Raw genomic sequence first — 16,160 nt, forward strand, 5'->3', positions numbered from 1 at the left:
AAGTAAAAGATTAAAATTTGACAAAAAATATTCCCTGTATTACTCATAATTACAGGGTTCTATGGTTTGATATTTGGTTTTTAGGTGAGAAAGTAAGGTTTTTCCTAAATTTAAATCAATATGAAAAATAATAGTTGTGAAATCAACGATATGCTGGTATAATTGTAACGTTGACCATTTTAATATATTTTAGTCAATGTCAACAAAAGAAAATATGAGAGGATTTTTTAATGTCACAAATGAAATTTGAAGAACTAAATTTATCGAAAGAACTGCTCAGAGCCATAAATGATATGGGCTTTGAGGAGACAACACCAATTCAGGCCCAGGCCATACCCTTCATTTACGAAGGAAGAGATGTTATAGGCCAGGCACAGACGGGGACGGGCAAAACTGCTGCGTTTGGGTTGCCTATAGTAGACATGATAGACCCGAATGATAAAAGCCAGCAGGCAATAATTTTATGCCCTACAAGAGAACTTGCGATTCAGGTAGCGGAAGAGTTAAAAGCGCTTTCTAAATATAAAGAAGGAATAAAGACGCTGCCTGTATATGGAGGCCAGCCGATAGAGCGACAGATTCACGCCTTAAAAAACGGCGTACAGGTTATTATAGGCACTCCCGGTAGAGTCATGGATCATATGAGGCGGCGCACAATTAAACTTAAAAGCACAAAAATAGTTGTAATGGATGAAGCAGATGAAATGTTAGATATGGGTTTTAGGGAAGATATAGAAAAGATTCTGGAAGATACCCCTAAAACAAGGCAAACTTTAATGTTTTCAGCAACTATACCCAAACCTATTTTGGAACTTGCCGACAAATATTTAAACAATCCACAACTTGTAAGGGTTGTCCATAAAGAGCTTACCGTTCCCAGTATAGAACAGTACTATTTTGAAGTGAAGGAACGGGACAAGATTGAGGCTCTATCCCGCTTAATCGATTTCTACAATCCAAATTTGGCACTTGTGTTTTGTAATACCAAAAAGCGTGTAGATGAGCTTTTAGAGCAGCTTCAGGCACGGGGTTATTCGGCAGAGGGTCTGCATGGCGACATGTCCCAAGCTCAGCGGGACAGGGTTATGTCAAAATTTAAAAGCGGCGCAATTGATATACTCGTTGCAACAGATGTTGCTGCAAGAGGACTTGATGTAGATGATGTAGACGTGGTTGTAAACTTTGATGTGCCCCAAAACGATGAATACTATGTGCACAGAATAGGCAGAACAGGGCGGGCCGGAAGGTCGGGTAAAGCTTTTACATTGGCCACCGGAAAAGATGCATATAAACTAAAAGACATACAAAGGTATGCCAATACCCGCATTATGCGCAGAGGAATTCCTTCACTCTTTGATGTTGAAGAAACCAGGGTAAACCTGATTTTTGACAAGGTAAAACAGACAATAGATGATGGAGGACTTGCGAAATATACCCAATGGATTGAAAAACAAATGGAAGATGAGTATACTTCACTAGATATTGCCGCATCTTTACTAAAAATGGCGTTAGGTAAGAGTGGAGAAGATGAAGGGGAAAATTTCAGCCCATCATTTGAAAACACTGAGGAATCTTCGGAGATGACAAGACTTTTTATCAATATCGGAAAAAACCAAAAGATACGCGCAAAAGATATAGTTGGTGCAATTGCCGGTGAGACCGGAATGCCAGGTAAACTTATCGGCAGTATAGACATTTATGATAAATTTACTTTCGTTGATGTTCCATCAGAATACGCTTCCGATGTTCTTCACACTATGAAGAACAATCAAATAAAGGGTAAAAAAATAAATATCGAACCAGCCAATAGAAAATAGTAATTTATCAAAAAAGACTTCTTACAAAGAAGTCTTTTTAATTTGGCATAACTTCTCTTTTTAAGTTATAATAGTAATTAATAAGAGTTTTAGAAAACCGGCAAAGAAAGGCAGGCTAATGATATGTTTCCCCTGAGAGATACCGCATCAAGCCGAAGAGTTCCCATAGCTACTTTATCATTAATAATAATAAATACAGTAATATTTTTGAATCAACTTATAATGCCGCCTGATGAAGCTTTAAAGATGGTTCTTACTTATTCTTTCATCCCTGCAAGACTGCTTGCGGGCTGGAAAGATCCAATGAGCTATATTCCACTTTTTACAAGTATGTTCCTACACGGGAATTTTTCACACTTAATCAGCAATATGTGGTCTCTTTGGCTTTTCGGAGACAATGTTGAAGATTATATGGGACCTATTCGCTTTCTGATTTTTTATGTTTTAACCGGTCTTATAGCAGGCATTGCCCATTTTGCCTTTAACCCACTGCTGACTGTGCCGACAGTTGGTGCATCCGGTGCTATTGCAGGCGTTATGGGAGCATATTTTATGATGTTTCCTTTTGCAAGAATCATAACACTTATTCCATTTTTTCCGTTTATAATACGCGTGCCCGCCTCTATTTTTCTACTAATTTGGTTTATAACTCAAGTTAATTCCGGCATTATGTCCGGAATTTCCGGAAATGTAATAGGCGGAGTAGCGTGGTGGGCTCATATTTTCGGTTTTATTGCCGGAGCATTACTATACAAAAAATTCGTAAGGAAAAAGAAATATGTATATTATTAGGTGAAGGAAATAAGAAAGAGATGTAGAATAATATAAATGATAACCATTAATATATAAAAGGAGATGAAAAGAATGGATGAATATTTACAAGCTGCTTTAAAATTCGAAGAAGACGGCTACCAATTCTATACAAAAATCTCCAAAGAAACAAATCAGCCTTTAGCAAAAAGACTTTTTGAATCACTGGCAATTCAAGAAAACGAACACGCAAAAAGAATCAAGGAAATCTATGAAAGTTTGCAAAGCGGTGGTGAAGTAAAATCTTCAAGCAGGCCGGCTTTTTCTCTAGAGCCTGAGGTAAAAAAGATATTTTATGAGCTTGATAAAGATAAAAAAGCCATGCCTCTGGATAACATTGAGGGATACAGACTGGCAATGGAGATGGAGAAAAAAGGTTATAATATGTACAAAGAATTTGCCGAAAAAGTTGAAGATAAACGGGAAAGAGAATTTTTCAGACTTTTAATGGAAGAGGAAAAAGTGCATCTGAGCTCCTTAGATAATGTTTATCGCTTCCTAACAGGTACAGAAGAATGGTACGCAGAAGAAGAAAGCAAAGTATGGAACTGGATGAGCACATAAAAAGATGACAGCCGGCACTAAAAAGTGCCGGCTTTACTCATAAGTTTGTAAGTGACCGTTTAATTAGCACCAAAAATCGTCTACATATACATTCATCGGATAAGTAAGGTATCTTGCGGGAGGCATTTTTTCGGTTGTGTAATACCCTGCTGGAGCCATTATCAGCTGAGGAATTCTGTTGACGATTGTTGCACAGGTAAGCTCTACGGTATCAGGTTTTTCTATTTTTAATGTGGTACTTGGTTCTCCATATATAGTCCATAAATTGGTGTCTACTTCACCTTCCGGATATACTTTTCCAATACATTGGGTTTCAAGGATAGGCCCTTGATTAGTGACAGTAGTAACTACTGCAGACATGCCCAAAGCGTTGCCGGCTTTTATGGTCTTTCCCAAAGTTTCTGAATAGACGTCTTTATCATGAAATAGAGGTATAAGTTTTTGGTTCATAGACTTTATGCTCCATCCAAGTTGCGAACAAAGCCATTGGTTTGTGTTCCACATGTAAGATGGCAGTGAATCATTTTTTGCAATTTTCTCTTCAAATTCTTCTGGGCTAAGTCCAGCGCCATGCACTTCGGCTAGTGCAATACCATATTCCTCAACATTATAACTGGAAGAACCCTCAATTTTTGTTATATGATGAGTGGCTCCGGCAATAGATGTTATAAGATTGCCCCAAAAAACATCTTGATAACCCGAACCGGCCAATGTGCAGTTATTGTCCTTTGCAAGCCTGTCTAGTTTATTTGTCAGTGCAGGTGAAGTGTTCCAGGGATAAAAAGATTCTTCACAAGTACTTATGACGTTTACACCATAACGGGCCGCAAGCTCAAAAGCATCATAAACTTCAGATAGAAGACTTCTGGTGGCGATTACACATGCGTGGGCATCACACTGCGCAAATACATTTTCGGCATCGGAGCGAACGGGCACATTAAGTTTACAGCCAAGCCCTGCTACCTCTCCTACGTCCTTGCCTACTACATCAGGGTTCATATCAATTGCTCCGACAATTTCTGCTCCTTTTTCATAAAGATAGCGCAAGAATACCCTTCCCATTTTGCCACAACCATACTGAATTACCCTTACTTTTTCCAGCATACAACAAATCCCCTTTCAAAATTTGAAATATTATCTTTATTTAAGCATAAACCTTATACCAACTATAGAGTCAAGAATTTTGTTAAATTTTTATTGGGATTTGCAGTTTAACGGACATATTCCTGCTGTCATGAGGAAAAATAGGCAATTCAGCTATTACTTCACATACATAATCTCCGATAATCTCAAAACTATTTTCTTTAATATAACGTATAAGCTTTCCGGCGCATTCCTTTTCCTTTTCAAAATTAAAATCATTAAAATATATACAGGCGAAATCTCCTTCCGGAATTTTTTCTATACCGGTATCTGAAGTAAATTCGTCGTCAACAAATACAAAAATCTCATTTGAGGCAAGTTCCTCTTTTTCTAATGTATTTTTGCGAATTATCGAACCTACATTACAAAAATATATACTTGGCAAATCGTGAAGGATTATATGATTTTTAAGTTCCCTTAGGATATATTCATAGCTGTCCATTTTGCATTCATAAACATTTTTACTGCATTTATAACAATAGATTTTTCGAGAAGGAATGTGCTCTACAATTGGTCCTTTAAAGCTTTCTTTTTGAAAATTTAGATAGCGGTTATAGTTTTCAATGTATCTGATTATGGCTTTCTGTTTGCGAAAAAGCTCCTCAATGTCTTTGTCGATCAATATTTTTTGCAGCCTCAAGACCTCAAGTATTACATTTACATCTTCTCTGTCTAAATGTTCTTTAATTTGCTTTAAGCTCATTCCCAGTTCCTTCATATATGCTATCATGTCAAGGCGCGCGCATTGCTTTATATTGTAATATCTGTACCCTGTCTGTTCGTCTACATAATCAGGTTTTAAAAGCCCTATCTTGTCGTATAATCGCAGGGCTTGCTCAGAAATATTGTTAAGTCGCGCCATTTTGCCTATTGTCAGCATATTCATTTAACTCCCTCCCTTATAAATCATTATATATTAAAAATTTTCCCATAGAAACCATTCTTAAAAATAGTATTTTAGGTCGAAGTAATAGGCTTTTTAGCCATAATTTAATCAATGCCTTTTTGCTATAGCAAGACTTTTGTTGTTAAGGACTATTTAATATGATATTATTTTTTTGGTATATAATTTTGATTCCACTTCAAAAAGCGAGTTTTAACATATAAATACACGCATACTGAAATAGCAAGCGAATGGATAAAAAAGATTTCTGCATTAGAGTCAATTTCTATTTTGGCTTATTTAAAATTTTGCAGAAATTTTAAAAAGTGGTGATGACATGGAAGACATCTTTTATTTTATCGAAGGAACAAAGGACTTTTTTGTACAAAACGGTGCATGGGGACTATTTATTTTATCTTTTCTTGAAGCTTCGTTTTTCCCTGTGCCTCCTGATGCAGTATTACTGCCTCTGTCGATTTTTTCACCTGATAAAGCCATTTATTATGCGGCAATTACCTCTTTGGCCTCAACTTTCGGAGGAGTTTTTGGCTATTTTATAGGAGCAAAAGCCGGTAGGCCGATTTTATACAGATTTATAAAACAAAATAATTTTCATAAAATAGAAGATATGTTTGCTCGTTATGGCGGTTGGGCTGTTGCTATAGCAGGGTTCACTCCTATTCCTTATAAAGTTTTTACAATTGCATCGGGCGTATTTCATATGAGATTTGCTACATTCTTTATAGCAGCATTTCTCAGCAGAAGTGCCCGATTCTTTATTGAAGGAGCAGTAATTTACAGCATGGGAGAAAAAGCCTTGATTTATATAAACGAGCTTTTAGGACCGGGTTCTTTTGTACTTGTGGCTGTTTGTGCTGTAATTTATTTTATAGTGAAAAAATTAAATCGGAATAATTGATAAAATCGAAATTAAACTATACAACAACACAATCTTGACAAAAGAAGCATCAGAAGATAGAATGAGATGAATATAAATATTTTTTATTCATTGGTTCATGATTAAGGAACAAGAGGTGAAGAAATGGCAAGGGGGTTCAGCGACAAAGAAAAACAGATTATACGGAACAAATTAATAAGTGCAGGCCGAGAATTTTTTGGAAAATACGGCCTAAGAAGGACAAGTATAGAAGACCTGACAAAAGCGGCAGGAATAGCCCAAGGCTCTTTTTATACTTTTTTTGATTCAAAAGAAGAGCTTTATCTTGAGGTTATAAATAACGAAGGAGAAGCCATAAAAGAAAATTTTTTGAAACAGGAAAAAGATATTGGACATCTTACCAGGGAAGATTTTAAAGCTTTTTTTAAAAAGATTTTGCATGTAATAAATACAAACCCCATAATCAAACAAATGTTTTTAGAAGAGGAGGTAGATCTTCTAGTCAGAAAAATTCCTGTTGAAAAAATCAAAGAATGCAACAGACGGTTTGTAGATGATTTTTTACCACTGATTAAGAAGTGGCAACAGGAAGGGAGCATAATAACCGATTATCGTCCCGAAGTTATTGTTGCTGTTTTGCAAACATTATACTACCCCATACTTCACAAAAAAGCATTTGACCCAGATGTGTTTGAAGAAATGGTTCAACTCTTAATAGAAATAGTTGCAAACGGACTTGTTGTAGAGGGTTCTCAGTAAAATATAAAAATAACTTTAAATAAACGTTATTAAAAAAGGAGCGTGTATCATAAAATGAGGAGCAAAAAATTTGCAATATATATACTTGCATTTACATTAATATTTAGCTTGATAATATCCGGCTGTGGCAATAAACAAAATGCCGCTGTCAGCACAGAAAAAGAAAAAATTGTTCCTGTAAAAGTGGCAATAGCACAACAAGAAAATTTGCCCGAATATCGAACTTTTCCGGGTAAGATAGCAGCACTTAACGAAATAAGCATTGTACCTAAGATGGGTGGTAAAGTGGAGCAGATCTTAGTGAAAGAAGGCGATTCAGTAAAGGCAGGTCAAACCATAATTATGCTTGAGCAAAAAGATGTCCTGTCACAGGTAAATCAGGCTCAAGCAGCTTACGAAGCTGCAATGACTCAATTAAACAACTTAAAAAACGGCCAACTTCCTCAGCAAATTGCTCAGCTTGAAGCAGCAGTAGCCCAAGCGGAAGCTAATTTTAATAATGCGGAGAAAAATTATGAGCGCATGAAAACGCTCCTTGATGAGGAAGCTATCACCCAGCAGCAGTTTGAGGCTGCGGAACTTCAATACAAGGTGGCAAAAGAACAATACGAATCGGCAAAAACCCAACTTGAACTTACAAAAGAAAAAACAGCTCCAGGGAGCATTGATTTGGCAAGTGCCCAAGTAAAACAGGCAGAAGCAGCACTTTCTGCAGCAAAAACAGCTCTTGATAACTGCGTTATAACATCGCCGGTTAATGGAGTAATAGGTTCCATTACTGCTAAGGTAGGGCAATTAGTGGCTGCAGGCTATTCGGTAGCTACCGTGGGCGATTTAAATACCGTTGAAATACAAATAAATGTTACAGAAGACAAGGTAACAGGCCTGAAGGTAGGACAAGAAGCGGAAATTAGTGCTGATGCCCTTGGCGATGCAACTTTAAAAGGCAAAGTCGTAAGCGTAAGCCCTTTTAAAGATGCAAGAACACAAGTATATCCCGTGAAAGTCCAAGCGCCAAACGAAAATAATATTTTAAAGTCAGGCATGTTTGCAAGAGTTAAACTTACAGTGGCAGTTCATGAAAATGCTGTAACAGTCCCGGAAGACGCGATTGTATATTACAACGGCACCTCGACAATATATACTGTAGAAAATAATGTTGCTAAAGCACTAAATGTAGAAGTTGGCCCTGTGTCCATGGGGAAGGCGATTATTAAAAGTGGTTTGGAACCGGGGACGGAAATAATAGTTGAAGGACAAGAATTCGTAACTGATGGTATGAAAGTCAAGGTAGAGGGCCGGGGTGAATCAAAATGAATCTTGCAAAGTTCTCAATAAAAAGGCCTGTAACTACCCTTATGATAATTTTAATTATCATAGTCTTGGGCGGTATTTCTTTTGCAAGACTCGGGATAGATTTACTTCCGGATATTTCCCTTCCTATGGGAGTGGTTGTGACACAATTTAGCGGCGCCTCTTCCGAAGAAGTTGAAAGTATGGTAACAAAGCCCGTGGAGCAGACTCTTGCCACATTGAGTAATGTCAAGAACATAACTTCACTCAGCAGTGAAGGCAGCTCTATGGTCATGGTGGAATTTAATTGGGGCACTAATATGGATGTTGCGGCAGAGGACATGAGAGAGAAAGTCGATATGATAAGGGGCTTTCTGCCTTCGGGTGCCCAAAAACCTATGGTCATGAAGTTCGATCCTACAATGATGCCTATAATGCAAATAGCTCTATACGGCGGAGACAATATTGTGCAGCTAAATGATATAGCGGAAGATGCGATCTCAAATAGACTGCTTCGTATAGAAGGCGTTGCATCTGTAGATATTATGGGGGCTCCTGAAAGAGAAATAAGTATAGAGGTAGACCCAGACCAATTAGCTTATTACGGTCTTAGCATGAGCCAGATATCAGCTAAGCTTCAAGCTGAAAATATCAATCTTCCCAGCGGCAACGTAGATCAGGGTAATAAAAAGTATATACTTAGAACTGAAGCAGAATTTAAAGATGTTTCCGAAATTGAAAATTTGCCGATTACTCTTCCTCAAGGCGGAACGATATTGTTAAGAGATGTGGCCGAAGTAAAAGATACAAACAAAGATGTTACAACTATAACACGCTACAATGGAAAACCATGTTTGTCACTGAGTATCCAAAAACAAAGTGGTTATAACACGGTTCAAGTAGCTCAGAAGGTAAAAACAGAGCTTGCAAAAATAAAATCGGAGCTTCCTATAGATATTGGATATGATCCTATCTTAGATCAATCCGACTATATTCAAATGTCGATTAACAATGTTGAAAGCAATGCAGTAATGGGAGGAATAATAGCGATATTTGTCATATACCTTTTCCTCCAGCACTTCCGCAGCACGCTGATTATTGGTATTTCAATTCCGGTGTCTATTATAGCTACATTCGTGCTTATTTATTTCAGTAAGTTTACTTTAAATATGCTGAGCTTGGGAGGACTTGCTTTAGGCGTTGGAATGTTAGTGGATAACTCCATTGTTGTTTTAGACAACATTTTTGCCCACAGAGAAAAAGGCGAAGACCCTGTAACAGCTGCCTTAGACGGCACAAATGAAGTTGCGGTGGCAGTAACCGCTTCTACTCTTACAAACATTGCAGTATTCTTGCCGATGGTATTTGTCCAAGGAATAACAGCCCAATTATTTAACCAATTGGCATTAACTGTCACTTTTTCACTGTTGTGTTCGTTGGCAGTAGCTCTTACGGTGGTTCCGCTGTTATCTTCCAGACTTATGGTTGAAATCACTGAAGACGAGATACCAGTAGAAAAGAATGCTAAAAATAAGACAAGCATTTTTAGCGCACCTCTTCGTGCCTTTGCAAGATTTTATAGAAGAGTAGAAGTAAGATATGCCGGTTTGCTAAAATGGGCACTTTCTCACCGCAAAATGGTAGTTATTGGAGCGGTTGGATTATTTGTAGTCAGCATAGCATTAGTCCCATTTGTTGGTACAGAGTTTTTTCCGCGGTCTGATGCCGGTTCTATAAGCATTACAGTTAAATTACCTTACGGAACAAATTTAAATAAAACAGATGAATTTGTAACTCAAATTATAGAAAAGATTGAAAAAATTCCAGAGGTCGAAGGAATACTCCAAACTACCGGATCCACTATGGCGATGTCTATAGGTGGAGCATTTTCGGAAAGCAGTGAAGCAGGAATTTCTATAAAACTCGTACCTTTGTCTGAACGTGAACGAAGCTCCGAAGAAGTAGCCGAAGAAATAAGAAACTTGACGGCAGATATGGCCGGAGCCGAGATTGAAGTTCAAGCACTAAGCGGAATCGGCTTTTCCGGCGGCAATCTATTAACGCCAATTTCAATAAAAGTAAAAGGTGACGACTTTGACAAACTTGATGAAATATCAAATCAAGTTGTAGATTTAGTAAAGAAAGTACCTGGCACTCGGGATGTTAAAAGCAGTTTGGAAGAAGGAAAACCGGAACTTGTAATAAAAGTTGACAGAGAAAAGGCAAGCATGTATGGCATTTCTTCTGCTCAGGTAGCTCAAGCCGTAAATGCCGCAATATCAGGCAGCACTGCAACAGAGTATAAAATTGGCGGCGAAGAGATAGACGTTGTTATAAAGGCAAATAAGGATTTAGTAAGCGATATTTACAGCATAGAAAATCTATTGATTCCAAATACCTCAGGAGCTTTAATAACACTTTCGGATATAGCCCAAGTAGAAAGAAGTGTCGGCCCTGTAACAATATCAAGAGAAAATCAAACCCGAGAGGTTACAGTGACGGGAGATGTTGCAGGCGCTGCTACAGGTTCAGTAAACCGCCAAATACAGCAACAGCTCGATACTTTAAAACTGCCAGAGGGCTACAACATAGAAATGGGTGGAGAACAGCAACAAATGACTGAATCCTTTACGGATTTGGGACTTGTATTTATCCTAGCCGTTGTTTTGGTTTATATGGTAATGGCTTCACAGTTTGAGTCCTCAAAGCAACCGTTTATAGTTATGTTTACCGTGCCACTTGCTCTAATCGGCGTAGTATTTGCTTTATTTATTACGAGACGCACCTTTAACATGACTTCAATAATGGGAGTAATTATTCTGGCAGGAGTGGTTGTTAACAATGCAATAGTACTTTTAGACTTTGTAAATCAATACAGAGCAAAAGGAATGTCAAGAACAGAAGCGATTATTAAAGCAGGACCTTCAAGGCTAAGACCTATACTAATGACTACATTGACTACAATCTTAGGACTTGTACCGCTTGCTTTAGGGATAGGAGAAGGTGCTGAGCTGGCTGCTCCTATGGCAACAAGCATAATCGGAGGCTTAACTGTTTCAACAGTTTTAACTCTGGTAGTAATTCCTGTGGTGTATACAATTTTTGAAGATTGGCAAGATATCTTGTCACGGTATACTAATAATTGGCGAAACAGAAGAAAACCAGCGGATGTGTAAAAATAGGCTAGCGGTTAAAATATAACTAGAGGAGGTAGTGGAATGCAAAAAGCTTTACTAAGTAAGATGGCAATTTTTGTGCTCGTATTGTCACTGATGATATCGAGCATAGCCTTTGCACAGGAAAATAGCGACAATGAAGTACTTAGTTTATCAGTGGAAGATGCTGTAAAGATTGCAGAAGAAAATAATCAGCAAATAAAATTATCACAGCTTGCCTTACAAAAGGCACAGCTTGCAAGGAAAGAGTTAGTATATCAAGAAAAGAAAGTAAAAGAAGAAGAAGATATGCTGGGAAGAGAAATAATATCTGGTACTTTTGAATACCAATACGCCCAGGACTTGGGTAAAAAACAAGCTGATATTGGAGTCGACTTAGCCCAGAGAGGTATTGAAGTTGCGATAAAAGGCATTGAATACGGTATCGAGGCTGGATATTATGGAGCTCTTTTAGCTAAAGAAAATGTGGCAATTGCTCAAGCTGCAGTAGACAGGCAGCAGGAAATGCTTAGAATTGCCGAAGCTAAATATAAAGCCGGCACTGTTGCAAAAACAGAGGTATTAAATGCACAAGTTCAACTTACAAAAGCAGAGGGAGATTTATCTAAAGCAAAGTCTAGTGAAGAAAAAGCTTATATCACCCTCAAAAAACTATTAGGTTTACCCCTTGATAAAAACATAAATCTTACTGATTCTTTTAAAGAATCGCCGGAAAATTTGGATGTGACATTAGATGAATTAATAGAGCAGGCAAATAGCAATAGAATAGACATTGTTAGCGCTGAAGGCGCTTTCGAAATCGCTAAACTGGACTTTGAACTTAGCAGCAAGGCCTATCCATCAAATACATTTACTTATGCTGAAAAAGAGTATGCGATGGAAGAAGCGCAACTTAAACTTTCTAATACAAAAAGCAGTGCTGAGGCAGAAATACGAAATACTTGGCTGGACTTTGAAGATGCTAAGACAAATATACCTGTGCTAGACAAGAGCCTGGAAGTTGCCCAAGAGAGCCTGCGTATTGCAAAACTCAGTTATGAAGCAGGACTTGTGCGTAGTGTCGACGTTACCGCAGCGGAAGATGGCCTAAAGCAAGTTCAATTGCAAAGGCTGAGCGCCATATACAATTATAATCTAGCACGGCTGAAACTTGAAAATTCTGTGTATTTTTCCACTGCCGGAACTGCTTCTTCTTCATCAATGTAAATATTAAGGATATGTTACAGCAAAGTTAAAAAAGGATTACAAATGTCAAATAGTCTTTAATTTAATTTCCTCCTTTGATATCATTAAAATAGATATACGATATCTCAACTTACAAAAGTGAGAAAATTTTTGGAAAAGGAGGATATTAATAATGAAGACTTGCAGAAAAGTAGGTGTTCTGTTCCTTGCGGCAGCATTGCTTATTGTTTTCACATTACCGGTTTTTGGGGCGGAAGCTGGCAACCTTTCACCCGGTCAGTTAAAAAAAGCGGCAAAATTTAACGATGTAGATGAAAACTTTGAATGGGCAAAAGATGCCATAGAGAGAATGTGCAATCAAGGTGTTATTTTGGGATATCCCGGAGGTGTATTTAGGCCGGGAAATAACGTTACCCATTTAGAAGCCATCATAATGGCTTTAAGGGTAATGGGATGCGAAGAAGAACTAGAAGATGTAACAATCAATGATGACATTAAAAAAATTAAACTTCCATGGGACGATGCCTATTATTATGTAGCTTTGGCTGTAGAAAAGAATATTATAAAACCCGAAGAACTAAAAGGCTTTAATCCAAATGCTCCTGCAAAACGTTATGAAGTAGCGCGGTATATAGTCAGGGCATTAGACATGGAAAGCGAAGCCACAGAACATATGGATGAGGAACTTCCATTTAAAGATGCCAAGGCAATACCCGAAGATGCGATTGGGTATGTATATGTTGCCGTAAAACTGGGTCTGATGGAAGGCGATACAAATGGCACATTTAAACCGAATGAACCTATTACAAGGGCTGAGATGGCTGTATTAATGGACAGATTAGACGTGTTTTTTGCTCCGGAGAATATGTTTGCAGGCACCATAGAAGATATTGATCTTGATGAACTCACAATAACATTAGAAAATGATTCCGAAACCGTAACTTATAATGTGTTAAAACATGCCACTGTTTATATTGATGGAAAATATTACAGCTTAAAGGATTTAAATATCGGAGATACAGTTAAAGTTATTCTCGATAAAGATGAAAATGTAATATTTATCCAAGTGACAGAAAGAGCTGATGAAGCTACTACAACCGTTAAAGGTTTAGTCGTAGATGTTAATAAGGCTAAAAAGTCTATCAGCTTGTTTGTGCATGACCAGTACAAAGAAGGGTTTGTAGGAGTGCTAAGGGTAAATGATATAGAAGGTCGCCACTATGAACTCGAAACTCAGAGAGGCCATTACGTGCTTATTGGAGAAATTGATGAACTTGAAGACTATGTAGACGAAAAAATTGTCGTTTTTGGTAAAATGATAGATGAAGCTTCCATCTATATGAGAGGCCCGATGATTGAAGTAACTGATTTTGCTTTATTAGAAGCTGAAGATATTGAAACATTTTATATTAACAATGACACTAAAGTTATCATTGACGGTGAAGATGAAAAGTTGTCAGGTATTACAGAAGGAGATTACGCTGAAATAAAAGCAAAAGATGATGTGGCGATAGAAATCGAAGTGGAAACAAGTGAAGAGCTGAAGTATAAGTAATTTAAATAAGGTTTTGTCCTGAAAGGCCGGTAATGTGTATGCTCCCTTGTAAGAGATATTTAAAACAATAAAATTCTTTTACATCAGGGAGCATACTTTTTATTAGAGAACAAAAACTTCAAAAAAAGAGGATAAATATCAACAGTTGTAGAATATCTTAAGATAATATTTTTATGGAGGAGAATTTTTTATGAAGATAAGTAGAACAAAAAAGATATCTATTGCCTTATTGGCAATTGCCTTACTTATTTCATCATTAAGCTTAACACCGGCCGCGGCTGCCACATTTACAGACATAACTGCGGCAAAATATGATTGGGCCCGTCCCTACATAGAAAAAATGAATCTTTTAGGTATTGTAAAAGGGATGAGCGATACTAGTTATGGCCCGGATAATTCTGTTACGAGAGAACAACTAATTACCATGTTAGTAAGATTAATGGGGTGGGAGAGCGAGGCGGCAGGCAAGAGCATTCCGTCGACTTTTGCTAAAGCAAGCTCTGTTGCACCTTGGGCAAGAGGATATGTAGCAGTAGCTGTAGAAAAGGGTATTATTTCCGGAGATGACCTTAAAGACTTTAGGCCTGCTGATGCTGCAACAAGATCGGAAATTGCGGTTTTTGCGGTAAGAGCTCTAGGCCTTGAATCAGAAGCTAAAAACCGTACTAACCTAACTGTTTCTTTGTCGTTTACAGATGGTTACCTTATAGAGCCTGAGGTAAAACCTTATATTGAGATTGCGGTTGAAAGGGGCATAATGCAGGGATACCCTGATAAAAGCTTTAAGCCAAATGACAAAGTTACTCGAGCTCAAGTAGCTGCAGTCCTAAACAATATGATAAAAGCCGGAAATATCACAAGCAGTATCATTAAAGGAACGGTTGAGGAAGTAGATACAACATTGCTGCCCTCTGTTGAAGTAAAATTGAGCACAGGAGCAACTAAAACATATACTATAAATACTTACAGCACTGTGATATATAAAGAAGATGAAGACGGTGCGCTTAGCAAGGCGTCCTTAACTGATGTAGAAGAAGGGGATACCATAAGCATAATAGCAAATGGAAATACAGCCTTATATATTGAAATAGCTTACAGCGATGAAGAGCCAGGCTCTACTTCTGGCACTACAACCGGAACTGCAACCATTGAAGGGATTATAAGAGGGATAAATACTTCTACTAAGGTCTTGACAATAGAAAATGATGATACCGAAAAATATGAAAGCTACCCAATAGCATCAGATGCTAAGATAATTCGCGATGGAGAAACCACCGATATATATAAACTGGTAATCGGCGATACGGCAACTGTAACGATTACCGATGGCAAAGTAACAAAAATTAATGCTGAGTCTGCCACCAAAGAAGTGACAGGGACTATAGTTGATATCGATTTTTCCACCAAAAATCCTACAATAACCATTGAAGATGATAATGGCAGGGAACATGATTATGAAGTAGATGAGGATGCGGTTATACGCAAAAATGGCAAAAGCGCTGATATTAGTGATCTTAAAACAGACGACGAAGTAGAATTGACTTTAGAATATGATGTTGTTGTAAAAATAGTAGCCGAAAGCACAGAACAGGATGTCAGCGGCACAGTAAAAGCAGTAACATTTACAGATAGCAAGGATACCATTACGGTAGTGGATGAGGATGGAAAAGAGCATGTAATTACCATAACCAGGGATACAGAAATAATTAAAGATAGAGAGCGAATAGATGCTACGGAAATTCGACCAAACTACTACGTTGATGTGGAAGTGGAAAATAACGAGGCAGTGAGAATTGATGTAACGGTTAAAAATGTAAAAGAAACTTTAACCGGAACAGTTGTTAACGTCAATGAAGATGTAAAAGTTATTGTTGTAAGCGTAAAAAACAGTGATGGGACAAAGAGCAACCAGCATGTGTATTATACTAGTGACACTATTTTCTACAAAGACAACAGGGAAGTAAGAATTAGTAAAATTTTAGTCGGAGATGAAGTTATTTGCATAGGCGATTATGACAATGGCTTGTTTTTCGCAGATACCATACATGATCTTACTATATCTGATTAAACATTAAAT

Annotated in this window: 12 protein-coding genes; 10 read left to right on the plus strand and 2 right to left on the minus strand. The window is 37.6% G+C overall.

Annotated elements, in window-relative coordinates; all coding sequences use genetic code 11:
* Positions 1–230 precede the first annotated feature (230 nt).
* From BUE08_RS02570 to BUE08_RS02580, 3 genes are all read left to right on the plus strand, one after another.
* On the plus strand, positions 231–1,817 hold the full coding sequence (locus tag BUE08_RS02570; RefSeq protein ID WP_213950859.1) for a DEAD/DEAH box helicase: 1,587 nt from the start codon (positions 231–233) through the stop codon (positions 1,815–1,817).
* 123 nt (positions 1,818–1,940) lie between these two features.
* Positions 1,941–2,609, plus strand: a complete 669-nt coding sequence (locus BUE08_RS02575) for a rhomboid family intramembrane serine protease (protein ID WP_213950858.1) — start codon at positions 1,941–1,943, stop codon at positions 2,607–2,609.
* Positions 2,610–2,681: 72 nt separating this feature from the next.
* Positions 2,682–3,191 (plus strand): ferritin family protein, encoded by a 510-nt coding sequence (locus tag BUE08_RS02580; RefSeq protein ID WP_286680288.1) that lies wholly within the window; start codon positions 2,682–2,684, stop codon positions 3,189–3,191.
* Between the two features lie 63 nt (positions 3,192–3,254).
* Here BUE08_RS02580 and BUE08_RS02585 read toward each other — a convergent pair whose 3' ends face one another.
* Together BUE08_RS02585 and BUE08_RS02590 are read right to left on the minus strand one after the other, a co-directional pair.
* Entirely contained in the window at positions 3,255–4,295 is a 1,041-nt protein-coding gene (locus tag BUE08_RS02585; RefSeq protein ID WP_286680289.1) for an NAD(P)H-dependent amine dehydrogenase family protein, read from the minus strand.
* Positions 4,296–4,377: 82 nt separating this feature from the next.
* Positions 4,378–5,220 carry a MerR family transcriptional regulator gene (locus tag BUE08_RS02590; protein ID WP_286680290.1) on the minus strand — a complete coding sequence of 281 codons (843 nt, stop codon included), beginning with the start codon at positions 5,218–5,220 and terminating at the stop codon, positions 4,378–4,380.
* 334 nt (positions 5,221–5,554) lie between these two features.
* On the opposite strand from BUE08_RS02590, the gene BUE08_RS02595 reads away from it, so the two are divergent.
* The 7 genes from BUE08_RS02595 (at position 5,555) to BUE08_RS02625 (ending at position 16,151) form a co-directional block, all read left to right on the plus strand.
* A complete protein-coding gene (locus tag BUE08_RS02595; RefSeq protein ID WP_213950856.1) occupies positions 5,555–6,136 on the plus strand; it encodes a YqaA family protein in 582 nt (193 codons plus the stop codon).
* A 123-nt stretch (positions 6,137–6,259) separates the two neighbouring features.
* Positions 6,260–6,874: a TetR/AcrR family transcriptional regulator gene (locus BUE08_RS02600; RefSeq protein ID WP_286680291.1), complete on the plus strand. Its 615-nt coding sequence runs from the start codon at positions 6,260–6,262 to the stop codon at positions 6,872–6,874.
* 54 nt (positions 6,875–6,928) lie between these two features.
* Positions 6,929–8,191: an efflux RND transporter periplasmic adaptor subunit gene (locus BUE08_RS02605; RefSeq protein WP_213996085.1), complete on the plus strand. Its 1,263-nt coding sequence runs from the start codon at positions 6,929–6,931 to the stop codon at positions 8,189–8,191.
* The gene (locus tag BUE08_RS02610; RefSeq protein WP_286680292.1) at positions 8,188–11,343 is read left to right on the plus strand and encodes an efflux RND transporter permease subunit; all 3,156 of its coding nucleotides are present in this window, start codon (positions 8,188–8,190) and stop codon (positions 11,341–11,343) included. Before BUE08_RS02605 ends, BUE08_RS02610 begins: the two co-directional genes overlap by 4 nt.
* Positions 11,344–11,385: 42 nt before the next feature.
* A complete protein-coding gene (locus tag BUE08_RS02615; protein ID WP_286680293.1) occupies positions 11,386–12,549 on the plus strand; it encodes a TolC family protein in 1,164 nt (387 codons plus the stop codon).
* 151 nt (positions 12,550–12,700) lie between these two features.
* The gene (locus tag BUE08_RS02620; RefSeq protein WP_286680294.1) at positions 12,701–14,083 is read left to right on the plus strand and encodes an S-layer homology domain-containing protein; all 1,383 of its coding nucleotides are present in this window, start codon (positions 12,701–12,703) and stop codon (positions 14,081–14,083) included.
* A gap of 190 nt (positions 14,084–14,273) precedes the next feature.
* The gene (locus BUE08_RS02625) at positions 14,274–16,151 is read left to right on the plus strand and encodes an S-layer homology domain-containing protein (protein ID WP_286680295.1); all 1,878 of its coding nucleotides are present in this window, start codon (positions 14,274–14,276) and stop codon (positions 16,149–16,151) included.
* The last annotated feature ends 9 nt before the right edge of the window (positions 16,152–16,160 follow it).

The sequence above is a fragment of the Tepidanaerobacter sp. EBM-49 genome (assembly GCF_001896645.1).
GTDB lineage: Bacteria > Bacillota > Thermosediminibacteria > Thermosediminibacterales > Tepidanaerobacteraceae > Tepidanaerobacter > Tepidanaerobacter syntrophicus.